The organism is Stieleria sp. JC731, from assembly GCF_020966635.1.
In the GTDB taxonomy this organism is placed as follows: Bacteria; Planctomycetota; Planctomycetia; order Pirellulales; family Pirellulaceae; genus Stieleria.
On the sequence record NZ_JAJKFQ010000001.1, the window covers coordinates 1116588 to 1141851 of the forward strand.

At 54.9% G+C, this 25264-nt stretch carries 8 protein-coding genes; 5 read left to right on the forward strand and 3 right to left on the reverse strand.

Going from position 1 to position 25264, the window contains the following annotated elements; all coding sequences use genetic code 11:
- Window positions 1–211: 211 nt before the first annotated feature.
- Window positions 212–15976, reverse strand: coding sequence for a GEVED domain-containing protein (locus tag LOC67_RS03685; protein ID WP_230261161.1), 15765 nt, complete (start codon window positions 15974–15976; stop codon window positions 212–214).
- Window positions 15977–16450: 474 nt separating this feature from the next.
- Here LOC67_RS03685 and LOC67_RS03690 point away from each other — a divergent pair, with 474 nt between their 5' ends.
- Both LOC67_RS03690 and LOC67_RS03695 read left to right on the forward strand, forming a co-directional pair.
- On the forward strand, window positions 16451–17257 hold the full coding sequence (locus LOC67_RS03690; protein ID WP_230261162.1) for a tetratricopeptide repeat protein: 807 nt from the start codon (window positions 16451–16453) through the stop codon (window positions 17255–17257).
- 328 nt (window positions 17258–17585) lie between these two features.
- Window positions 17586–19196: a glycine--tRNA ligase gene (locus LOC67_RS03695; RefSeq protein WP_230261163.1), complete on the forward strand. Its 1611-nt coding sequence runs from the start codon at window positions 17586–17588 to the stop codon at window positions 19194–19196.
- 89 nt (window positions 19197–19285) lie between these two features.
- Here the strand turns inward: LOC67_RS03695 and LOC67_RS03700 are convergent, their stop codons facing one another.
- Both LOC67_RS03700 and arsS read right to left on the reverse strand, forming a co-directional pair.
- Complete coding sequence (locus LOC67_RS03700) at window positions 19286–20407, reverse strand: methyltransferase domain-containing protein (RefSeq protein WP_230261164.1); 1122 nt, start codon at window positions 20405–20407, stop codon at window positions 19286–19288.
- 76 nt (window positions 20408–20483) lie between these two features.
- Complete coding sequence (gene arsS / locus LOC67_RS03705; RefSeq protein ID WP_230261165.1) at window positions 20484–21494, reverse strand: arsenosugar biosynthesis radical SAM (seleno)protein ArsS; 1011 nt, start codon at window positions 21492–21494, stop codon at window positions 20484–20486.
- Between the two features lie 308 nt (window positions 21495–21802).
- Between arsS and LOC67_RS03710 the strand changes: the two genes are divergently transcribed.
- From LOC67_RS03710 to LOC67_RS03720, 3 genes are read left to right on the forward strand one after another with little or no spacing between them, the layout of a single operon-like run.
- Window positions 21803–23281, forward strand: a complete 1479-nt coding sequence (locus LOC67_RS03710; RefSeq protein WP_230261166.1) for an ArnT family glycosyltransferase — start codon at window positions 21803–21805, stop codon at window positions 23279–23281.
- A gap of 20 nt (window positions 23282–23301) precedes the next feature.
- Window positions 23302–24498: a glycosyltransferase family 2 protein gene (locus LOC67_RS03715; RefSeq protein WP_230261167.1), complete on the forward strand. Its 1197-nt coding sequence runs from the start codon at window positions 23302–23304 to the stop codon at window positions 24496–24498.
- Window positions 24495–25202 (forward strand): class I SAM-dependent methyltransferase, encoded by a 708-nt coding sequence (locus LOC67_RS03720; protein WP_230261168.1) that lies wholly within the window; start codon window positions 24495–24497, stop codon window positions 25200–25202. Before LOC67_RS03715 ends, LOC67_RS03720 begins: the two co-directional genes overlap by 4 nt.
- The last annotated feature ends 62 nt before the right edge of the window (window positions 25203–25264 follow it).

The following is a 25264-nucleotide window of genomic DNA, read 5'->3' on the forward strand; positions in this document are numbered from 1 at the left end:
CTCAAACGCTGAAAATCGTGAGGCGAACCGGTGAACTGTCGAATCGCTTCGACGACTCACAAATTAATTCGCCCGTTACATCGCTGTGTCGTTGTGGATGCTAGTTAAACACCCGCTGACACAGCGATGGAGATTACTGAATCTTATGCACTTCAACCGATGGTAGTACACCGGTTTCGGCTTCTATCGACTTTCCCAACTGTGTGGAAACTTACAGGGACGCGAAGAACTGATCGAGTCCGTTTTCCTTCTCAGAGCTTGCCGAGCCAGCTTTGTCCATGGCCAAGTCGTCCACGATCGAATCGAGTTCGATCACTTCGGGCAAGTCAAAGATGCTGGATTGATCAGCGGTTTCCTCTGATGGCAGGGTTGGTCCCATTTCCGCAGAGTCATCGCCTTGGTCATCCGAGTCGCTATCGCTTGTTGCAGGTAGCAAGTCCGATTGACGGATCAGCAAGTCACCGGCCGCGGTCGTAGCACTTGCCAAAACTCCCGATCCGGCTGAGACAAAGCTGCCCGAAACCAGTTCTCCTTCACCGCTGGCTCCGTTACTGATCCGAGCCAACTCGTTGATCACCGCCAACGCGTCGCTGGCAGACATGAATCCGTCGCCATTGACATCGGGGTAAATCGGCGAAGTGATCGGAGTCGTTTGCAGATTCACCGAACCAGTCGTTGCCGCATTACGAGCAATCGAGTTGATGATGTTCAGTGCGTCCAGCGGCGATACTGCTCCACTGTTGTTTGCGTCGTAGCGATTGACGGGATTGGTGTAAGGATTGTTCGAGATGAAGATCTCGTAATCCTCGACCTCACCGCTCGCTGCGTCACCATTCGGTCCGAGGTTGCTATTTTCGCTGATACGGAATCGAGCGTAAGTCGAACCTGACAATGCCGATGCTGGAACATCGATCAGCTTGGTTGTGGTCGTATTATCGACCAACGCAGGACCACGGTTGGTGCCCGCAGTGCCGAATCGATAACGTTCACTCGCTTCGAACTGACCGTTTTGGTTCCAGTCGAACCACGCGTCTACATAAACCGGTTGGTCGGTCGAAGTTCCCGCGTCATCGTTACGGACGAAGATTCCAACAGGGAAGCTGAAGCCGGCTTGGAACGAAGCTGGCAACGTGATGCCGTCGTCGTTATCGGCGTTCGGCAGTTCTGCATCCGCGTCCGCACTCACGCTTGGCCCAAGGCTAAGCGAAGGATCGATTTGGTGACGTGGGCCACCGCCAGCCATCGTGCTGACATAAGGTACCGGTGCGTCTCCGTAGTCGTATCCGGTGCCGATAAAGATCGTCAGTTCGGTGCGTCCATCGGCTTGGTTAGGCTGAAGTTCGTTTCCGACTTGGTCTTGGATCACCACGCGATCAACTGCACCGAAGCCGCTTACTCCGCCGGTACCTTCAAGGAAGACGCGAACGTCAACAGTTGAAGCACTGACACCGGTCAAGTTTTGATCTTCGATCGTTTGGCGAATCACTTCGGCGATCTCAACATCGGTCAAATCGATCGCGATGTTGATTGGTACCGTCGGGCCTTCACCGGGAAGTGCGATCTGAGTTGCGCTCGAGTTCGAAACGTCGATCGAGTAGGTCGAATCGCCACCAAGGAAGATTCGGCCGAATCCGGCGTTCTCAGGTGCCAAGCCTAGGGTTGAGCCACCGATTGCTCGTACCAGAGCATTGATGACGGCATCCAGGCTTGCCTGTTGGTTGATCGAAACACGGACGGCATTTTGGTTGACCAGCAATCCGTCGACATCGAATTCAAAGTCGATAACGTTGACCGAGCCGAGGCTGATCTGGATCGAATCGCCATCAGCAACGTCCGCGATCATGGTTCCAGGGATCACTGGGATCTGGAATCCAAATCCGGTTTCGGTGCCGCTGTTGCCGCTGACTTGCAGTGCACCACTTGTGCTGGTGACTGTCGAAAGTGGAGTGCCGCCGACAAGTTGCAACGTTTCACCTGATGAACGCGCGGTGAAGGTCAACGTCGTGTCGTTGTTGATCGCTTCGGCAAGCAGAGCAACGAAGTCTGCGGTCGTTCCTGCAGCGGGAATCGTTACGGCGGTTGCCGTTGGGGTGGCTGCATTGTTCGAATCGAATTCAAACGTGCGTGTTACATTGCCGTCGTACAGCTGAAGCAAAATGCCATCGGCCGTCGTTGCGGTCAGACCAGCCAGGAAGTCGACGATCAGTCCGGTTTCGTATTCGAATACGGTTGGCTGATTCAAGCTGTCGACAACCGTCAGCTTCGCTCCATCGGGATAGACAACGCCGCTGCCTGCTTGAACGATCGCATCACTGCCATCGACCATGCGGATCAGGTAGGTCGAGTTGTCTTCCCAGGCACCAGCAATCGGTGTGAGACGAATAACGTTGGTCGATGGGTTGTAGGCGAATCGGTAGTCCGTGCCTTCAACCAATGGCACGCCGTCTTTCAACAAGATCAGTGATCCGGTCGAAACGGTATCGTCTTTGATGCCGGTGCCGGGAACGGTATCCGAAGGTGCCAAGCCATCGATCAATTGGATTTCGAAAGCGTCAGGGCGATTACCCAGCACGGTCGCACGACCCGCATCCAGACCAATACCAGGGGCATATGGTTGCAGCAGTGTGACGCGTGGGCCTTCCATATCGCCGCGGTCAAATCCACCACGGTCTTTGAAGACACGTTCGCCAAGTCCGCTTGGTGGTTCGACATCGGGATCGTCAACTCGGGTTTGTCCATTGACATCCAAGACTGGAGCAAGGACAGGTGACGGCGAGATGCCGACCGCATTTCGGATCGTTGTCAGGCTTGGGCGATCTGGCAATGAATCGATCGAGCTGTCGATGATTCGCGAGCCCGATGCCGGTGCGAAGACGAAGTTAGCCGGATCGACGAAAACCGCTTCAGAATTCGTCAGGACTTGAGCCAGTTGACCAAGGCTGACACCTGCGTCGGTGTTATTGGTGTTCTTGTAATAAGAGTTGCCACCGGAGATGAATCCACCGTTGTCACCGGCAAGTGAAATACCAGTTTCGGTATTCGCAATCACGTTGTTCAACAAAGTCGGTGACGATCCGCCGTTGATGCTGATCCCGACTCCGCCCGCGGTGTATTGATCAACAGGAACACTGCTGATCGCTCCGATCGCGTCAATGTCGGCACCCAATGCACTGCCGCTCGCGTCGCCTTGACGCAGGTCGGTCAGGCGGACGAATGAGAAGCGATCGTTGGGGCCAAAGCCAAATTGATCGATGTCGATTTGGTTGGTAAGGCCACCAATGATTCCGACACTGGTGTAGCTTAATCCGTCTCGGCTGATCTCCACTTGAACCGATTCGATAGCACCGGTTTCGAAGACGACCAAGTCGCCCGCTGAAGTGCCATCGCCGGTCAAGTAGTTGTCAGTGAACTGAACCGTTAGTGTGCCGCCCAGTCCCAACGAAACCGCAGTCAAACCGTCCGTCGGTTCGGTTCCACGACCGGTTCCGTCTGGAGCTCCCAAAGCTGCCGCTGGCGTTTGGTGCGTTAGGGTCGGAGGCGATCCACCGGCGTTTGGTGAGTAATCAGTCACGACATCGGCGAACGAGATCAACCCTTGGTCGAACAAGATGCCTTTGAAGGTGTCCGAAGGCGAGCTTGTGCCTGCGGTGATCGAACCACCGATGATCGTGTTGTTCACGATGCGGTCGATGTTGACCGGATCCAAGTCGGTTTCGTTTAGTGTGATGTCCAAGCCTTCGACTTGAATTCCACCGGTGCCGTTGAAGGCGACGACGTTACTTTGAACCACAACACCCGGAACGTAGTGTTCTGAGTTCAATTCGACGAGGTTTCGTGGGTAGCGAACGATCGATGATGTGTCGTTACCTGCGACGTTTGCACTCGCGTCGTGTTGAATCGAGATGCCGTATTCGGAGTTGTATAGGAATCGGCTGCTTTCAACCATGATCACGCCCTGAGCCGAACGTTCTCGGTTGCTGTCCCCGCGAAGACGCGAGTGATCGACAGCGGCCAAGGTGCCTTCGGAGTCGGAGACGATCACATCGCCAACCAAGTTGATTCGTGGATCGATGCGAACGAGTTGCTTGACTCCTGCGGCAGGTGTGACGCTGGTGTCAAACCCGGTGCTCGGAACTGCAGCAACATCCATGACGCTGCGGACGTCGGTTCGGTTGATCGCGCCGATGATGCTCTTGGCAACCTCGGTCGCAGTTTGAGCACGCAGCAGTCCGGTGTCTTCGTCGGTCACATTAAGCGAGACCGGAACACCGACGCGGCCAGGTGTCACCGAGCCATCGAAGTCGTATTCGAATTCGACAGTCGAGCGTCCGTCGCTGATCGAGAATACTTGTCCGTCAACAAGTTCGCTGGCGGGACGAGCTTCGATCGTGATTGCATCGCTGAATCGCTCATTGCTGTTGAACTCACGGAATTGCAGTCCGCTGATGCTCGAGATGTATTCGCTCGAATCACGGATCTCCACTTGGTATGAACCTGTTACTAGGTCGCTGAGTGGATCATCGGGTTCTGGGAAAGCAAAGCGAGTATCGCTGACGAAGGATGTGTCGATACCGGAACCGGCAGGGCGATCGTCAACAACTTGTTCGCCGCGTTCTGCCAAGCCGATGATGAAATCGTCCAGGTAGATACCGTTGAAATCGTTGTCGCGTGATCCCGCAACCGGAGTCGCTCCGTACTGGTCAACATAACGCTGTGAGGCGTTGATGAACGGTCCAGAGTTCGACAGGTTGAATCCAGGTAGCGTGACTTGGGCGCCATCTACAGGAATGTAGTTTGGCGTTACCGTCGAAATCGATGCTGGAATGAATCGAGTCAACAGGGCGGTGCGAATCGCTTGGGCGACTTCTGCAGCACTCATCGATGCACGAACGTTGATCGCGTTCGGTGTCGTCGATGAGACGTTGCGGACGGTTAGCAGTGTTGTCGAAGGCGATGACAGGTCACTTGCGTTTCCGAACTCGATCGAGTTTCCATCGGTGACGAAGTTGTAGGTCATTGCGGCCGCAGGTGGCATTGCTGCAACCATGCTGCTGATCAAGTCAGCGATCTCAGCCGAAGACAGAGATGCCAAGTCAGCAGCAGGTCCAAGGTCGATCGCGATTTCATTTGGAGCCGACAACGGATCCAGCGGATCTGATGGGCTGGAATCGATCGTACGAGTGCCGTCGTCCAAGACATAGGTTTGACCATCCAGGACGAATTCGACACGAGCCGCTGCATCCGCCGCGTATGCCGAAGAAATCTGGGCACCCGATGGGGCGATCAACGTCGGTGGGAAGTTGATCTCGAATGTTTCGCCGCTAACGCGAATGCTTTGCCCTTCGATCAGATCCGAAGCCGGAATGGCTTGGATCGAAGCCGAGCCAGTGTCAACGCGGCCGGCGGTCGAAAACTCGACCAACAGACGCAGACCTTCCAGGCCAGCAAACTCGGACAACGGAACGCGAGCTTGTCGCCAAGTCGGGGTGTTATCAAACAGTTGCTGCTTATCGACATCGATGGTGTCGTTGTATGGAGCGTTCTGTGGAGGATCATCGAATTCATCGTCTGGGCCACCGATCGACGCAGGATCGTTGGATCCGGGACGAGTCACCGTCGTGTTCAGCGCGACCGCGTGCTGGGTTCCATCGGGTTCGACAACAAACACACGCAGTGCGTCCGTCGATCCGCCACCATCAGCTTCGATCAGGTAGGTGAAGTACAACATCGGCAAGTCGCTTTGCGAGTAGTTTGCCAATGAGAATTCGTTACTGAGAACTTCGCCTTTCGCTCCACCTGGGAAGTTGAAGGTCTGGTTGACACCTTGCCCATCGCGACGACCCGTTGCCGTTGGATATTCTGACGGATCGGAGTAGTTCGATTGGAACTGGCCTTCATAGTTGAATGCCAGCGATCGAGTGCCACCGTTGTTGTTGTGACCGGCGTCTCCGGAGCGTGAATCGGTGAAGTGCCACAGGTTGTAATCCAAGGTGCTGAAGTCCAGACCTTGTGCATCCTGGATCCCGGTGGAGATCATCGATCGTCCGCCGGCGAAGTATGGCACCAATTCACCTTGCAGGTTGAAGGCGTAGATGTTTCCGCTTTCGGTGATGCCGAACAAGACGTTGGAGTACAGGCCACCATCGACGCTGTTCGGACCTGCTCGCAAACCGGTAAAGCGTTCGCCAACTCGTTGCAAGTCAGTCGCGGTCGCGACCAACTCACCGATTTGCCGGTTGCCGTTGATGATTTGAGTTCCGGCGATCAGCTGGTTCGAACTGACGCGGTAAAGCCCGCCAGCGTCGCTGATCGCATAGATGTCGTTTCCGACAATTTCTACACCGGTGATCAAGCCGCCTTGTGGAAGTCCACCGGCAACAAGGTTTCCGGTCGCGACAGAGATGTTACCGCCGCTGATCAAGACACTGTGGTTTTGATCGGTCGCGGTGAATGTCGCACCGAGTGAATTGATTACGTCAGTGACTTTCTGGGCGACATCCGATGCGGTGTCGTCTAGTTCGATTTGGATGACTTCCGAACCTGGCGTCACACCGATTGTGCCGCCACCGACCAAGCCAGACGAACTGACGATGATGGTCGATGCACCAGGAACGGTGAAGCTCAGTCCGTTGACATTCGCAGTGATCGAATTGTTCGCGAACGCGTCGAGGATCGCATCCAAAACCTGAGTCGCATCGAATGATTCGTCAATCAAGATTGGAATGTTGTTGCCCGCGACTCCAGCAGCTCCGATGCTTGACAAACCGGCACCAAATGTGGTGAAGGTTGCGTTCGGGCCGAATGCGATTTCGTTACCCAGCAAGGTGATGTTCGCATCGGGCAGGTTCTGAACGATTGCCGATGCTAGGTCGGTCGCGATCGCGGTGACGGGACGAGCCAAGCCGCCAGCACCACGGACGACGATCGGAATGTTGTTCGCGTTGGTTGGCTGGGTACCTTGAGCAACAAATTCGAACGTTTCGAAGCCGGTTCCGGTGCTGACCGTGACGCGTTGTCCGACGTCCAATCCGCCGTTGGCGAAGACGTTAGCCAGACGCAGGCGACGGCCCGTGTCAAATTCGAACGTGGTGCCGCCGACGGTTAGTGTATCGCCATCAAGGACTGGAGCACCGGTGACCTGTACGGCAGCACCGATTAAGTCAAATTCGAACGCAACGGTGTCAGTGCCGCTGGTAATCGAGAACCCGTCACCATCGAACAACTGCTGGACAAAGTTGCCTGCCGCGTTGACGCTGATTACATCCGTTACGCCAAGTTGTGTAGCACGGCCAAGTGCGATCGGTGTTGTGTCGATTTGTCCGACTTCACGACGGTCAGTACCTGCACCAGCGATTGAAACGAATCGGTTGGTGAATGGGTCGCCATTGGTCAAGCCGGTCGACGGGTCAAATTCCCAAAGAACGTTGGTGCGGTAATCGATTCCGGGGTTGCCGCCAGCCGCACGGCTACCGACGAAGAAGCCGCGTTCGGTGTTTAGCAGTTCTCGAATCGTCAATGCTTCGATTGTGACACCTTCGTCCGAAGTTGCTTCCAGAATTTCTGGGTTGGGAGCTTCCGAAACGATGGACTCCAACGTTTCCAGAACTGGAGCGGTGTTCACGGTTGTTGGAGTTCCGGTTCCGGTATCCAACTGGACATAGAAGTACGACGAGTCGCTTCGTGGTCGACCAGAGAATTGTGTGTACGCATACAGTTCACCGTTGGAGCGGAATGCCGCATCACGGATCACTTCACCACCGAAGTTGCCAACTTCGCCATAGTCAACACCGGTGAATGGGTTGACGATGTGCAAACCACTTGTCGTGTTGACGTACAAGTAAACGTCGTCAAGCGAGTACGGCAGAATTGACGAGCTGTTGAACAAGATGCCGTTTTGCATATTGTCGTCAGCGATTCGGTCGATCGCCGCGATCGGTTCAACACGAACCAGTGGGTTGTTACTGGCTGGGTTGAAGAACTGATCCATTGCGATCGGAACTTGTGTCTGATTGCTGACCGCAACGTAGTAGGTGCCTTCGGCCAGTTCGACAGAACCAATGAATGGGTCTTGTGTTCCCGCACCGCCTCGGCTGAGATCATCGGTGCTATTATCTGAACGCGAGGACGGCAAGTCTTCTGCGATGTTGCTGTCAGTACCTGTGTAGATCAGGTTGCCAGCCGCGTCGAAAACGTACAGAGCCATGTCGCTGCGAGCAAAGTTGGACGCGTAGTCCAAATCGATCACGGTCGACAAGAACAATGGCGAGTTGTCGCGGGTCAAGTCGTCGTACTGAATGTCGAATTGATACCAGTCGACGTCCGTTGCCGAGTCGATTGAACCAGCGATCGATTTTGCCAGACGGTCACTTTGCAGAGGTCCGGCAGCCGCAGTGGTATCGTCGCCAACGCTGAAGTAGCCCAGTCGCTGTGCCGTCGATGCCGTATCGTTTGATGCGGTCGTTTCGGCTTCTTCGCCAGTCAGTTGCGAGTGCAATGGCTGGCCGATGATTTGCAAGCCGTTGGTGGCATAGCGAATGTCGGTCAGGCGAACCTGAGTACCGGCACTCTCGTCGGCTTCCTGCAAACGAATTTGCATTTGGTAGCGACCGCGAGTCAAACCGCCAGTGACATTGGCGGGATCGATCAGTGTTGCGAAATCGCTCGCATCACGCGTGTTGCTACTGCGTACACGCACGTGGTACTGGTTTCGCGTTCCAGTCTCGCCAGGCAAGCGGATTCGCATGCCGGCGTCTTTGTAGTTGTACGAGTAGGTGTCTTGCAGCACCGAATCCGCATTTTCAACAACCGGTGCTGGGGATGCGGGAATCGCAGGGAATACACCTGCCGTCGACAACCGGAATCCCGGGACGTCGGTTGCGGTGAAGAAGTCAGGGTCGAACTGAACTTCGACAACGTATTGGCCAGTGGCCGAATTCGAAAGTCGATTTGCTGTGACGAAACCGATTTCATTGCTGAACGTGCTGTTAAGTGCGTTTGCAATCGCGGCAGCCGGATTGGCCAAGAACGTTGTGACGTCAACGTTGACCGTTTGTGTGCTGACGCTGGTATCAAGGCCCAACGTGAAGGTGCCAGATGTCGCATTCGCGATCGCACCGTCGAAAGTAAAGCGGGCAACCGGAATGCGTTCTTCGTTGACCGTCAGAGCCTGAGCCGAATCGCTATCAAGCAGGGGTGAAACGTACAGTCCGGTCGCAGCGTCTTGTTCGGCAAGAAGTGAATCGTTCGATGCGGCAAGCACGTTGCCGTTGATGTCGATCAATTCAATAACCGTGTCCAGGCTGGTGCTGGTGCGGTCAATGTCCAGCCAGACTTCGGTGCCGCTTTCGGCGACGAAAGAGTAAACATCGATGTCATCGCGAGTCGTGATCGCACCGTCAACGATGAAGCCAAGTCGACGGTTTTCGTCACCCGACTGCTCGTTGGGAGCCAATTCGCCCAAGAACTGAGCTTGGCCCGGGATGGCGTTGTTCTCGAACACGGTCATGCGGACCGGTTCTTGTTCGGCAACTGCCGCAACGTTGCGGTCGTCGGCACCTTCACGAATGACGACGCCTTCCCATTGGCCTGTCGACAGTGAAGCCGTTGGAGGCTGGACGACAGTTGGGTCAGCAGCAAGCAACTCAAGGAAGCTGGTCACACGCGAATTCAACGCATTGCTGTTAACGATCCAGGACAGTGCGGTGGTGACGTCTTCGGTACCATTAACGGTTCCAAAAACAGGGTCAACCATCGACGGCAGGTCGGTCAGGTCAATTACACCGGGAACTGAGTAAGCTTGGTTTCCGGCAAGGATTTGAGTTTCCAAATCTGGGAACGCATCCGCGGCCCAACCTTCGTAAGTCGCATTGATCTGGTTGGTGCCGTCATTGCTGTAGAAGCCACCGTGCGAGAATCCGACACGCAAAGCACTGTCAACGGTGTAGACACGGAAGTCGGCTTGTCCCGGGGTGCCGACGGTGTACATCAAGTCGTCGGTCGGAAGATTGATGTCTTCGTCGAGGTAGCTGACAACCCGGATGTCACCCAGCGGCGATGTGCTGCTGAGGTCCAGGCTTGTGAACATTGTCGCCAAGCCGTCGATGAAGGTCGTTGTAGCAACCCAGTTCACAACACCATTCGGTCCGGCGTAGGTGCCGCGGCTTTCAACTGTATCGTCAGCGATCAGCTGTGCCGGTTGGGTAATTGTAGTTTGATTCAGCGGGGTCGTTGTACCGCCGCTGGTCAGGTACGTCGAATACTGGAATACGTAGTTCTGCGAAACCAGCTGTTGGCCGGTTTGCATGTTGTCGACGGTCACCAACGAATTGATGATGTCATTCGCATCGCCAACCGTCGCGGTAAACGATCCGGTGATCGTCGCAGCCACGTCGTTGTCGATCGTGGTTCCCAGGTTCACTTCAGGACCGGTTGGAAGATTGCCAACCAGTTGTGGAGTTCCGCTGGTGTTGTCATCGTCACCGCTGGTGATCACGCCGCTGATGACACCATCGTTGTCGGTGTCAACTTGTGCGTAGCCATCGATGGTGAAGCCAGCGCCGACAAAGTCGTCGGAAATCGCCGTCATGACGACTGGGAAGTCCGGGTGTCCAATCAATTGCAGCGATCCACCGATGCGATCGGCGATGTCACGGAATTGACCGCCAGCTGATAGCAACGATCCGCCGACAACAATGCCAGCCGGATTGGTGTTTTCCTGACCTTCTTGCGACTCGAATTTGACGACCAGTGAACCACGGGCGTCACTGATCAAACGCAAGCCACCGTAGATGTGCTTGTTCGGGATTTCGATGGTTTCATTGACAACGTGAACAATGTCAACGTCGTCCCAAACGCCTTCGGTGACCAGCTCGCCGCCACGGACAAGCATGCCGTTGATGCCGTTGCGGGTCAGCGAGTTGTCTTCGACGAGTGGTCCCAAGTTTCCGACAACGTCAAAGTTGTTGAGCATGCCGGTCGAACGACCGTGATCGGATACTTCGTTTCCATTCAGCGAGTTCAAGTCGATTGTGATCGCTGCGGCGTCGTTATCGATGAAATCGTTGTTGACGATGATCGGCGTTGATGCACGGACGAATACCGTGCCCGGAGCGTTATCGCCACGGCCGACGCGAGTGTCATTGACTGATTCGCGTCCGTCAGCGCTGTTTTCGATGCGGCTATTCGTCAGACGCAATGTTCCTTGATGAACCTCGATCGCGTTGAACGAAGCGAAGCCGCCTTCGATACGGGTCGATCCACCGGCACCAGCGATTACGGCATGGTCGAAGCTTGCGACAGAGCCAGGGCCGATGTAGATACCGCCCCAATCACCAGGGTTCAGTTCGGCACTGTTGTCACGTGAATTGGTGTCGAACGTTCCGCCACCACCGTAACGCTGATCTTCCAAGCTGGTGATGACGATCGGATTTCCGGACGTGCCTTCGGCGATGAAGTTCGCACCGAATTTCGCTTCGATCCGAGCACCATCGATTTTGATAACCGTTGAAGGATCGATCACCAAGCTAGCGTCCAGTCGACTTCGTAGTGGACTCGCAAATGTCGCGAGTTCGGCGCCGCCTTCTTCCATGCGGTCAGTGTAAGTCGTGTTGCTGGCGTTCAGGTTTGCGACCAGTTTGAATGGTCCAGGATTGCCAGTGACAGGATCAATCGTCGCGCGGTACAGACGGCGCGACACCACATCGCTGCTGCTTGACGGAGTTGGCAATTGAACCAAACGGATGCCACTGTTGTCGTTAGCAACATTAACAGAAACGGTTTGGTCGCTTGCAGCCGATTCCAGGCCATCTGAGGTGACGTTTGTAAGACGGTATGCATATCGTCCGGCGTCGATGGCTCCACCACCAACAACTTCACTCAGTCGAATCAAAATCGACGATGGTGCGCCCGATTGGACAATCGCTCCACCCGGTGTTCCTTGGATGACCAAGTTCTCGGTCAGAACGTGTGGGATGTCCGTATCATCGAAGCGGGTTGTGCGAGTGATCGCTTCCAAGTCTTCACCGCTGCGTTGTTGCAGTCGGATGTAGAGACCGTTGATGCTGTTGTCGGAAAGGCTATTGCCGTGGATTTCCGGTCCGACTCGGGTGTAGTCCGATGTGAATCTGCCCGCATCTTGATAACGCGGATCGGTGAATCGATCTTCGCGGAATGTGTCAGGGGTCGCCGAGATCGCCGCGTCTGCACTGCGGGAAATCGTCGAGTTGATAACCGTCGCACGTGTCATCGCCATATCGATTGGTGAGACAACCACGGTGTCACCGCCGATGGCGACGGGACCACCGCCGTAGCGAATGTTCGCGAATTGGATGTGATTAGCGAAGATTCCGGCGTCTTCAGGGTTGTTGCGAAGTTCATCCGCAATATCCAAGTCGCTTCGGAAATCGATTCCGCCCCAGTCTCCTGCTACCGGATCTGGAAGCAAGCCGATTTGGTTGCCGGTACCTACCGAATCATCATTCACGCTGGTGAGGATCACATCACCTGGGATGATGGCACCGCCAGAATCTCGTGCGGGCAATCCACCAGCTGTGATGATGCTTGGTGTACCGAGCACTTGCAGGTTCGAGCCGCTCAGGTCGATCGTCGGGGCAAAGCTACCAACGCTCAGTCTCGCGTTACCGAACTTCAGGATGGCACCAGCGTCGATGATCATTTGTACGTCGGCGGGCAAGTTAAGCGACGTGCCATCGGCCAGTGCTGAGCCGTTATTATTGAACCCGATGTTGTAGCTGAAGTTGTCGCCAGGCGTGTAGAGCAAGCCGTCACGACCGCCGTTTCCAACAACGCGGATCGTCAGATCGAGGTCACGCAAGTAGCGAGCTATCGACTGATCATTCAGCAAGCTCTGCTCAAGGGTTCCATTTAGAAACTTCTGACGGATCGTTGACATGCGAGACGCGTCGGCAACCGCTTCGTCGATTTCAGCATAAGCATTTGCTAGGTTGAAAGTCGTGCGATTGCGGAACGCTTCGATGAATTGGCGATCGGTCAGCGTGCTCGGCAAGCGTGCCGAACCATTTCGTAAGACAGTATTTCCCTTGTCGACGTAAATCGTTTCCGATGGGTCTGACGGGATGAACCAGTAATCGAATGTGCCTCCGGGAACTCCGTCGGCATCGCCATCAAGAGCAACGCCGGTTTTGTCAGTCAGGTTGCTCAGTGCCGATGGTGTGAAATCGACTCGCAGTTCGTAGCTGCCTTGGGTGAGTCCACCATAGCCGGTGCCATCGATAGCCGGATCATACGAATCGTTACCCTTCGCAGAAACGCCAATCATGTAGCGACCGGCGACCAGCGATTCGATTCGGATTAACGAGTCGTTGCTGAAGTAGTCATCGTTCTGTGCGACTTCAACAAATTCGCCTGGAGAAATCTCGCGATACAGACGTAGCTGTGTATCGAGCAAGCTAGGTGTTGTCAGTCGCTCGGCGATCGTTTCGATTGCGATCGAACCTTGCTGATCGACAACGAACTCATACATGTCGATGTCGGTGCTATCTGGTCGGTACAAGTACTGACCATGCAAGATATCGGCGTAGCTTGGGAAAGCCGGCTCGTTGTCGGTACCTGGTGAGAAGATGAAGCTGGTGCTTTGCGTCACAGGTTGTGGCAAGTCATCTGCATAGCCATAACCGAGCAGTTGCCCGACGCCAAACATCGCACCGCGGAAGAACTCGCCGCCGAATTGATCGTCGACTGATTCGTCAAAGTCTTGGAAGTCCATGACGACCAAGTCATCAAGGCCGTCGCCGTCACGGTCACGCGTGACAACAGCCAAAGCGCCTTGGGCACTTGATCCACGTTCGTCGCCACCGTAGAGGTCGCCAACGGCGATCGAGAATCCGCCGATGTCGGCAGGGTCACGATCGGAAACTTCAACGAAGGTGACACCCAGGTATTCGCTGTAAAGCGTCATCACTTCGCGAACACGTTGCTTTTGTTGTTCGCTGATGATGTTGAAATAGTTGTAGTCTTCGGTGATGCCGGGGCGGTTCGGGTCATCACCCAACCAGCTGGCGACGAAGTCATATTCGATTACCGAAATGCCATCGACCGAATCGGCGAACTGGCGCACGTAATCCAGTGGCACGACTCGGTTCAGTCGCGAAGGATCTTCAGGGCGAATGGTTCGGGTGCCGGGAACGTCAGGGCCGGGCAAATCCAAACCGTATCGAGACTCGTTGACGATTTCCGATGTCAGATATGCGGAACTCGTCGAGTTCGATGAGATTGACCAACCGGAGTTCAGATCAAAAGCGGTTTCGAAACTGTCGCCGGCACCGTCAGGGATCGCGGTTGTTGGCGAAGGCAAGGTCAGTTCTTGCGGGGCCATCGGAAGAGCCGCCGACTGGCCGACTCGCAATCGGACTGCGCCGTCGAGCAACTGTCCAGGATTGGCTGGGTCGGAGATCCGTGCCAGCGAGCGTTTGTAGTTCAGCCGTGCGATGTTCGTGACGCTGTTGTAATCAACGGCATCAGCGTCCAACGCGATCGTAACATCGTCGGTGTTGTTTGCGGTCTCGCGAGTGAAGATCAGCTGATAGAAGCTTGGGTCTTCGGCAAGTGTTTGGTCCAAGTCATCGTCGTTGAAGTGAACTTCGATGATCCCGGTTTCGACACCGATTGAACCGTCTGCCAATCGGCGAACAGGCTCAGGGACAACGGCAACGACTTTTGGGCCAAGGTTGATGCTGAAGCGACGTGAGAAGTTCGTGCCATCTTGGAAAGCTTCGCCATCGTCTCCGCGAAGTGCCAAAGTCCCGGCACCTAGAATGTCGATCTGGTAAGTGTCGTCAGGAAGTGGCTCTGCAAATCGGAACACGACTTCACGTGGCGAATCGCCGAGGCCGATGTAACCTGGTTCCACCGCAACATCGCTGACGCCACTGAGCTGGATCGGCGAGTAATTGATGCTCTGGCTGCCGATCCGTGTGTCAGGGTTGCCTTCTTGGATCGACGCACGCAGCAGGCGCGCGGCTTGTGGATTGTTGTTGATCGCGCGGACGAAGTCGGCTGCGGTCGATGAGTAATCCTGCGTTCCGACGGTGTAGCTGTTCAGTTGCACGCGGATGGTTTGGTCGCTGACGACAACGACTGGGTTGGTTACGCCGCCAAAATTGCGACGCTCAACAATCACGTTGACATCGCGTCCGTCTTCGCCAGGGATTTGCGAGATCAGACGCACTCGGACATCACCACCGGTTCCGAAGTCGGTCACCGCTTGGGCGGCGTTTGCACCATCCAACGTCAGCGTTTCTTCGTCCAGGCTACGTGCCGTTGCCAATGCTTGGCTGCTAGGGCCGCTGACCTGGATCGCTTCGATCAAGTCGCCTGCGCGAAGAGGATCATTGGTGCTGGTGCGCAACGCGTTGTTGATTGCGGTTTCGAGGTCTCGCGCGAGCGTACGGCGAGACGGATTCGTGCTCAGCGTGATCGTGATCGTGCGAGTGTCCGCATCGGTCGACAACTGCGGAACCGCCGTGGTCGCGGCCGCATTTGATGCGAATTCGATCGTAATTCCGTTGCCCAGATTTCCGGTTTGGCGAGCTCGGAATTCAAAAATCGCCGATCCACCTGTACCCAGATCACTTGTGACCGAGGCGGCTTCGAAAACATTGTCTTCGCCAGCGCGGGTGATGCGAATCGCATCCAACGTCGATTCGTCGATGGCGGAATTGTCATCGAATCGGAACGTCAACTCGTTGGGAGAAAACGTCAGAGTCTCATTTTCGTGCAGCAAATCGCCTTGATTGGGCTGAATGCCAATCAAATCTGGACCGGCCAGCAACTGGCGGGTTTCCAGGTTCTCCAACAACGATTTTCGCTTTTCATCGCGACGACGTGACTTAGCACGCGTGCTTGAGGTGCGACGCCCGGCCGTCGACTCGCTTGATTGCGATGAAGAAACGCGGCTGAGTTGCGAGCGAAGAGAGTGAGATCGTTTACGGAAGGTCATCCAGAGGCCTCGTCATTTTGCCCACGTTCTGGGCAGTCGTTCTGTTGGGGCAGCACGTAATGGGTGACTCCGCTGCCAGGGGTGCCGGGCAAGCGGATTTGACCCAAGTCAGGTCAAAGTTTGCAAAGTTGATAAGCTAGGGGGACTGCGCTAGATAGCGGCAATGCCTGGCTCGAAGTGTAGTTAGACCGAGTCGAACCGCAATGAAAAAGGCATCTTCCGCCGATTCCACCACTTGGGCAGCCCTCCTAATCGACCCCAAGGTCCAATCCCGACGTGCATCCACACGACGGGGCGACACGTTCGACGATTCTTGGCTCACGAAAGTTCCTCTCTTGCGTGGTTTCGCTTCGGGTTGGTACCGTCCTGTGAGCAAGATGCTGATTTTGCAGCCCAAAATCCGCCCTTCTTGGTAGTGGTGATCAAGTTATCAAGAGTGGGTTGAGTGGACAAAATGTCAGGATGACAGTACCGATGAACGCAGAAGTTTCCAACGCAATCCCGCGAATCGATAGTTTAGTTGGTGGGTTTCAGGTCCGCTCACTGGTGCTGGTTCGGCGGGCGGTCCCCGTCATCGTGACGGTTTTCCTTCTCTTTCTTACATCGGCTGGATGTCGCTTTAGCGCTAGCGGAAAAAATGCCTTAGGTGCCCAGTTGCACCAACAAGGCCAGTACACGGCCGCTTTGCAACAGTTCCAACAGGTGGTTGCTGACGATCCCAGCAATCCTGACGGTTACTACAATTTGGCAGCCACCACCCATCGTCTGGCCAAACAGCGATCAGACGAGGCTTTGTTCAATAACGCCGAGGCTCTTTACAACCAGTGCCTCGACCACGATCCCAATCATGTCGAGTGTCACCGCGGCTTAGCGGTGTTGCTGATGGACACCGGACGGCCGGACCGAGCGTTCGCGCTGATGAAAAATTGGGCCAGCACCAACCCGATGGCCGCCGAGCCTCGAATCGAGCTGGCCCGGTTGTACGAAGAAGTCGACCAACCAGAGACCGCGCTGAAGTATCTCGAAGACGCGGTCCAGCAAGACGCAAATAATTCACGAGCATGGCTGGCACTCGCTCGGTTGCGTGAATCCAGCGGCGATTTGCCGCAGGCCCTGCAGAACTACCAACGAGCGCTCGCGCTCAACAACACTCAGCCAATGATCGCCGAGCGAGTCGCAGCGCTGAGTCGTCAGATTAATTCAAATCTAGATGCGGCCCGTTCTGGGGCCGCGACTCAGATCGCTCGACCTTTGCCGTATCCGTCGACTGACCGCTACTAGGAAGTGGTGGTAACTTCGCCGTCTGCAGTTATCTAGACGAAGATGTCTACCCGGGTGGGTCCCGCTTGCTCTTAATAGGTGGTTAAGGGACTAGCCTCGATTGGGATTCTAAATCTGGGCGTCTAGGCAACGCTTCGAGGATACGTTTCGCCTCAACTTCGTCGCCTGTCCGGACAATCTGAACCGGAATCGAACCACCCGGCAACACTGCACGTCTTGCTGTTTGTCTTTTGCGTGACCTCCCGCAAACTGACGACAATCCGTACATTCTTCCTTTGTTTCCAACTTCTAATCCAACCCTTAACCCGTATTTCGACCCATGAAATCGATGGACAAAATCGTCTCGCTGTGCAAACGGCGAGGTTTCCTGTTTCAATCCAGCGAAATTTACGGTGGTGTTCAAGGCTTCTGGGATTACGGGCCACTGGGCGTCGAGCTTAAGCGAAACCTGAAAGACGCTTGGTGGCAGGACATGATCAGCTCGCACAACGAGTTGATCGCTCCCCCATCGGCGCCGACCGAGTATGAAATGGTGGGGCTCGATTGCACCATCATCATGCATCCACAGGTTTGGAAGTGTAGCGGACACTATGATCTGTTTCACGATCACATGGTCGATTGCCGGGAGTCAAAAAAACGCTATCGGTTTGACCAGGTGCGCGGACGCTGGTGTACCCACAACGAAACAAAGGTCTTCGTGACTACGTTGGCCGAAGCGGAGCAGGAGCTTGATGAAGTCCGCCGACGCGCGATGAAGTTCTTCAAATTGCGTCCCAAAAATGCAGACGAACTTTCGATTAGCGACGAATCACTGACACTGGATCAAATTCAAGAGCGTGACCAAGTTCTCGCTCCTGACGCTAAGTCGCTGGACACGCTGACGGAACCTCGCGAGTTCAACCTGATGTTCAAGACAACATTAGGTGCACTCGGAGGAGAAGACGACGTTACATTCCTACGTCCCGAGACCGCTCAAGGCATCTTTGTCAACTTTAAGAACGTCGTTGATACATCACGGGTGAAGATTCCTTTCGGGATCGGCCAAGTCGGCAAGAGTTTCCGTAATGAAATCACCCCGCGGAACTTCACTTTCCGATCCCGCGAATTTGAGCAGATGGAAATTGAATTCTTCTGCCATCCCGAACAATCCAAGCAGTGGTATCAGTACTGGCGCGATCGCCGTATGAGCTGGTATACCGCTCTGGGGCTGTCGACCGAGTCCCTGATCATGCGAGAGCACCATCAAGAAGAGTTGGCGCACTACAGCATCGGAACGGCAGACATTGAATACGCGTTTCCATTCTTGCCAGAAGGCGAGTATGGCGAGCTTGAAGGGATCGCCCACCGAGGCGATTTTGACTTGCGTAGCCACATGGAAGGCAAGCTAGATCCGAATTCGCCTGAAGGCCAACCGATGCAGGTTGAACTCAACGCGGATGGCAAACCGAAGCACAAAGGAAGCGGTAAAGATCTGTCTTATCGCGACCCGGTCTCCAACGACCGCTTTGTCCCACACGTGATCGAACCGTCAGCAGGAGCCGATCGCGCCGCGTTAGCGTTTCTTTGCGAAGCCTATACCGAAGACAAAGTGCCAGATGATAAAGGCAACTTGCAAGAACGCACGGTGATGCGTTTGCATCCTCGTTTGGCACCTGTCAAAGCGGCTATTTTCCCGCTGGTGAAAAAGGACGGCATGCCGGAAATTGCAAAGGATGTCTATTCGGAACTGAAACGCCACATGAACGTCTTCTACGACGACAAAGGCGCGGTCGGAAAACGTTACCGACGTCAGGACGAAGCTGGAACTCCTTACTGCATCACCGTCGACACGGATACGCTTAGCGACAATACCGTGACGGTACGCGATCGTGATTCATTGGAGCAGGTTCGGGTGAAGATCGATGACTTGGTCGGTGAGCTAAATCAGCGACTTCGCTAACGATTCATCTGAGGGCGATGCCTTCAGGTCTGGTCTCAAGCAATTAGCCGCGTTGCGATGGCGAACGCGGCATTCAAGAACGCGGGCGGTTAACAGCAACCGCCGTTGCCGCAGCAAGAATCGCTCGAGCTGCTGCCGATCGTGAATGTCTTCATCGGCTGCGATTCGACGTCACTGGTGAACCCAGGTGACTTGGTAATGAAGTCATTCGCGTAAGGTTCACCCTGCATGGCTTCGAGGGTTTCGCGGCTGACTTCAGTCCGTTCGCCTCGGACGAAACGGTTCCCTGCATCGTCTTCGATGCTGGCGTAGGGGCCACGGTAAACCAGTTCTGTTTGCTGACCGTCACGCTGACTGTCGCTTTCATCGGACGCCAACTTGTAGGCGATCACGGTTACCGAACGGAACTCGATTCCTTGGACCGTTTGCCAGGGTTCGGACTGATAGACCGCGATTTGGATACCTTGAAACCCAACGTTTGCGAATGCATCGATGAAGGCTTTCTCTTGCAGTGCGCCGCTGATACAGCCGCTCCAAAGCGTTGCATCTTGCTGCATTTCATCGGGGACCAGCTTGTCGCTGACGATATCACTGATCACGGCCCGACCGCCAGGCTTCAGAACGCGAAATAGTTCTGCGAACAGGGTAGGCTTCTCGCTAGCATCGACAAGATTGAGCACACAGTTGCTGACAATCACATCGATCGAATCGGATGGGATCAGCGGTGCGTTGGTGCGCATCTCGTGAAGATACTTTTCCAGCTGTTGAAAGCTGGCTTCGTCCGTGACTGGGGATGCCTTGAGGTATTCATCGACTCGATCGCGGTCGATCGCCAAGTCTTGGATTTTGCCTTTGCGAAATTCCAAGTTGTCGTAGCCCATCTGCTCCGCGACGGCGGGTTGGCTTTGCCGAGCCAGTTCAAGCATCTCGTCGTTCATGTCGACGCCGATGACCCGTCCCTCAGCACCGACGATTTGTGCGGCAATGAAGCAGATCTTTCCGCCGCCGCTGCCAAGATCTAAGACGGTTTCGCCTTCACGGACGTACTTTGATGGGTCACCGCATCCGTAATCGCGATCGATAACTTCTTGAGGGATGATTTCCAGATAGCGGCGGTCGTAATCGACGGGGCAGCAAAGTGCCGGTTCTCGCTCGGCTGCTGCCGACGAGTACCGTTCGCGAACGGCAGATTCTGTGTTTAGCATATTCATGGAGGTTTCTGTTTTTGTTGGGCGTTGCTTCGCAAACGAAGTCAATGAATTGCAAATGTTAATATCGGCTGCAGCGCTACAGCAGCGCTCCGCCGCAGCTGCTGCCAGACCCTGCGGTGCAACCGTAACAGTGATCGGCGGTGTTGATCGCTTTCCCAATCAATTCGTCGAAGGTGTCGATGTTCCAGATCGTTGGTCGCTCAGGTTTGCCTTGGGCGGGTAAGTCGATCATCTGGTTGAAGTCACAATCGTAAAGTTTTCCATCCCAGGAAACGGACAAAAGTGATCGGCACATCACAGAGTTCGCCGCATCCGGATTGAACTTGGCTTCCAGCGTTTGAAAGTACTCTTCGAGTTTATTCTTTTTAGAAAGAAACATCGCGAATCGTTTGATCGGAATGTTGGTAATCGTCAGCAGGTCGTTGAAGACGATTGAGTACCGTGACTGAAGCTCGCGATGATAATCTTCCTGAAGCTTTGCTTGGTCAGGTGGCAGGCCTGTCCCTGTCGGGTTGTAAACGAGGTCCAGTTTCAATTCCTTGTTTCGTCCGTAGCCCAGCTCGTTCAGTTGACGCAGTGCTTCTAAGCTCGCCGCGAAGACGCCGTCGCCGCGTTGCCCGTCAACATTGTCTTCCAGGTAACACGGGAGTGACGCGACCACGTTGACTTGGTTGTCCGCCAGGAATTCGGCGACCCATTCGTAACCGGGCTGACGCAAAATGGTCAGATTGCAGCGGTCGATGACCTGAATGCCGCGAGACCGGAACTCGCTAACAAGGCGGCAAAAGTTGGGGTTCATCTCCGGGGCACCACCCGTGATATCAACCAGCTCAAGCCCGCTGCTTTTACGGCTAAGGTCGATGATTCGATCGGCCGTTTTCGTGTCCATGTTTTCACGGCGTTTTGTCGGTCCGGCTTCGACGTGGCAGTGCACGCAAGTTTGGTTGCAAAGTTTTCCGACGTTGATCTGCAATTGTCGCAGGGATTGACGCACCATCGGCAGGGCGTCACGCCGTGAACGTTCGGCAAATGGGATGACCAAATTGGTTGGTTTCCCCGCATCAATGACGGGTAAAAGCGACTTCATTTAAGTGATCGTGCGACGGAATGATTGTTGATGCGGAAGGAGCAAGCGAAATCCTGAAACTGTAGAACAATGTCGACCGAGGTCGGTTTGCCGCCTAAGTAATTACACCTCGGCAATAAAAATCGGCGGACGAATCGATCGGATGGCTGATTCGTCGCTCCAATCCTTCGGTTGTTTAGGGGCTAATTCTGGTGAACCGTCAAGGTGCTCAGGCGTAGAAGATACCGCGTCGATCGGTTATCAAGGTCTCGGTCGAATTTAACAGGACGAACTAGGCACCGGGCTGACGTTTGCGTTTCAAATCCGCAATGACGATTCTGCTGTTGCTGCTGCTTGTGAAAGTAGCAGCCGTGGTCGCGCGTGGCCCAAGCCCACTGATCTGGGACGCAAAATACTACTGGGAGTTGGGCCAGTCTGTCGCCGGCGGCGATCTGCTTTTGACCGGTCATGAGGTGGCCTATCGAACCCCCGGGTACCCGTGGATGCTGGGGGTGATCAATGCGATTTCGGCTGAACCTCTTTGGATGCTCGCCTGCGTTCAGGGAATTCTGTGGGTCGCAACGGTAGGCATCACCGCCGAGTTGGCGAGATTAATTTCTGGGGATCGCCGGACCGCATTGCTTGTAATGGTGGTTTCCACAGGGATGGTATCGTCAGTGACTTACACCACGACCGTGCTGTCGGAGACGTTGTTCACGTTTCTTGTGATGTTGCATCTCTACACCGTCGCAAGGTTTGTCAGGCAACCGAGTCCACCGACTGGTGGTTTGGTAGGATTCACTCTCGCGATGGCAATGTTGACGCGGCCTGTTGCGATGTTGTTGTGGATTGCCGATGTGATTTTTTTATTGGCAAGGTTCTTTTGGAGGCATCGTTCTGGCAGCCAAGATTCCAGCAGCCACGATGCGGGCAATCGTGAAGATGTAACCCATAGCAAGTCTTGGCCCAGCCCGGATCGCAGGCAAGCGATTGTCGGATGTGCGATCGCTGCGCTCGTTACGGTCGTTTGCGTCATGCCGTGGCTGCTACGCAATCAAGCCATTTTCGGGAAGCTGATGATGACCGAGTTCGTCGGTCGCAACATTTGGATCGTCACTTTTCAGGATGGCAGCGGTGCCGAACTGGAGTTCCCCAGCACGGATGCAGGTTCAGCGCTGCGACATGCGTTGGGGGAAGAACGCTGGGACGATCTGCAATCCGATCAACGGTGGCGTGAGACATGGACGGTATCGAAGTCCTTGACGGCAGCCGAAATCGATGATGCACAAGGCGACCGATTGATGAAAGATGTCGCGTTTGACGCGATCAAGCAATCGCCGTCTCCGTTTGCAAAAAAGACCGTGCGGAGGATTTTCAATTTCTGGAGGACGCGGGCGACGGAGTTGCCGGAATCCTTCGTCGAGGTCGCGGCCTCGTCCAAGTTGTCTCCGGAGGAAATCTCGCAGACGCAATATTCCGGACAGTCAATTTGGGGTGTGCGAGTCGCACTAATCGATACAGCCCTACGGTATCGGCTTAGCAATTCACTGTTGGCCAACACGTTCTTGATGTTGTTGACCGGATTGGCAACGATGCTGATGCTGTATTCCCCGGCGACGCGTGCGTCAGGCCTATGGCTACTGCTGGTTTTGGCGTACTTCACCTTCGTCACCGCCGTATTGGAAATCCCCGGTTATCGCTATCGGATGATCGTTGAGCCCGTTGCGTTGGCGGTGATTGCCATTGCGGCAACTTCATACTTTCCGGCTCGTCATCAGAAACAGTCCCAACCGGTTCCTCAGCCGTAAACTTGTCACTCTCTGTCTAAATGAAAGACTCACCCGAACTGTCTGTCGTGATGCCTTGTTTGAACGAGGCCGATACGGTTGGAATCTGTGTGGAGAAAGCGGTTCGCGCCATGCGTGAAGCCGGCGTCCATGGTGAAGTTGTGGTCGCCGACAACGGAAGCACTGACGGCTCCCAAGAGCTTGCCATCGAACAGGGGGCCCGAATCGTTGACGTTGCCGAACGCGGGTATGGTGCCGCATTGATGCATGGTATCGAAGCCAGCGATGGTAAGTACGTGTTGATGGGTGACGCCGATGACAGCTACGACTTTTTAGAGATCCCAAAATTTGTTGACAGTCTTCGTGAAGGGCATGACCTAGTTCAGGGCTGCCGACTGCCGCGTGGTGGCGGGAGGGTGCTTCCGGGGGCGATGCCGTTTCTGCATCGCTGGTTTGGCAATCCGGTCCTTAGCATGCTTGTGCGACTGATGTTTCGAATCCCGATCAACGATGTTTATTGCGGAATGCGAGGCTTCACACGAAAACACTACGATCAACTTGATTTGCGTTCGCCGGGGATGGAGTTCGCTACCGAGATGATTATCAAAAGCGGTCTACACCGAAATGCTCATGGCACTTCGATGAGCCAAGTGCCGATCACCTTGCATCCCGATGGACGAAAGCAGCATGGGCCGCACTTAAGGACATTTCGTGATGGCTGGCGCACGCTGCGATTGTTCCTCGCATTTAGCCCAACATGGACTTTCTTCCGGCCTGGACTGGTGCTGTTGGCAGTCGGGCTGTTCGGCTACGCCATGGCACTGCCTCAGGTAAGGCTGTTCGGCGCGGCGCTTGACGTTCATACGTTGTTGGTCGCAAGCTTGTTTCTGCTGCTCGGTTGGCAATGTGTTTTGTTGGCGACGCTCGCAAGAATCTTTACCGGCCGCGAAGGGATGATGCCGCCGCATGAAAAGCTCGAACATGTAACCGTCGAACGAGGCCTCCTGTTTGGAATCGTTAGCGGCGTTGTCGGCATCTCGATGGTCGGAGCGATCGTCTTTCAGTGGTGGAAATCAGGGTTCGGTCCGTTGGACTATCCCGAGACGATGCGTTGGGTCGTCCCCGGAGTGACCATGATTGCGATCGGATTTCAAACCGCAATGGCGTCCTTGATGGCAGGCGTATTGATGATGCAGCGATCCAGACGACTGAAGCCGATCGCAGAGGTTGGGAAATGAGTGATCCACTATGCAATGAAGTCCGCAGCAATATCATTGAGCATGTTCCTGCTGGGCAAATGTGTTGTGATCCAATTTGGGAGGCGGCCTACGCGCGTTTCGAAACTCCGCAGGAGGAAATCGCCAAATTCATCAAACGTCTCACGCGATTCCGATTCCAGGACTTCGATCGAAACAGCCGAGTCGTCGAGATTTTTTGCGGTCGTGGAAATGGCTTGGTCGCACTGGAGCAACTCGGTTTCACACAGGTCGAAGGAGTCGATCTAAGTGACACTTTGCTGAAGCAATACAACGGGGCCGCTCAGCTACATCTAGCGAACTGTTTGGAATTGCCTTTCGAGGATGCGAGCTATGACATCGTGATCGTTCAAGGCGGACTGCATCACTTGCCAAACATGCCTGGGGACCTCGATCAGTGCCTTGCCGAAGTCAGGCGTGTGCTTCGTCCCGGAGGAAAGTTCTTCGTGATCGAACCTTGGCGGACGCCGTTCCTGACGTTTGCGCATTTCGTTACCGAGTTGTCTGTGATGCGAAAACTGTATGCAAAAGGCGACGCGTTGGCGATCATGACCGAACAAGAACGCGTGACCTATGAACAGTGGTTGGGCATGCCCGCTGAGATTCGTCAGACCTTTTCAAAGCATTTTAAAGAGCTGCAATGGCAGGCCAGCTGGGGAAAGCTTGCCGGCATCTTCGGGGTCTGAGTACCAACGAATAAGGTACTGATAGTCCGCACGTCGACGCGTGAACCTTGTTTGCCAACCGT

Bases quoted from the DNA above. Each gene is read 5' to 3' on its own strand.
- arsS (WP_230261165.1), bottom strand. From the start codon at position 21,494: ATGAAGTCGCTTTTACCCGTCATTGATGCGGGGAAACCAACCAATTTG.
- LOC67_RS03695 (WP_230261163.1), top strand. From the start codon at position 17,586: ATGGACAAAATCGTCTCGCTGTGCAAACGGCGAGGTTTCCTGTTTCAA.
- LOC67_RS03710 (WP_230261166.1), top strand. From the start codon at position 21,803: ATGACGATTCTGCTGTTGCTGCTGCTTGTGAAAGTAGCAGCCGTGGTC.
- LOC67_RS03685 (WP_230261161.1), bottom strand. From the start codon at position 15,976: ATGACCTTCCGTAAACGATCTCACTCTCTTCGCTCGCAACTCAGCCGC.
- LOC67_RS03720 (WP_230261168.1), top strand. From the start codon at position 24,495: ATGAGTGATCCACTATGCAATGAAGTCCGCAGCAATATCATTGAGCAT.
- LOC67_RS03700 (WP_230261164.1), bottom strand. From the start codon at position 20,407: ATGAATATGCTAAACACAGAATCTGCCGTTCGCGAACGGTACTCGTCG.
- LOC67_RS03690 (WP_230261162.1), top strand. From the start codon at position 16,451: ATGAACGCAGAAGTTTCCAACGCAATCCCGCGAATCGATAGTTTAGTT.
- LOC67_RS03715 (WP_230261167.1), top strand. From the start codon at position 23,302: ATGAAAGACTCACCCGAACTGTCTGTCGTGATGCCTTGTTTGAACGAG.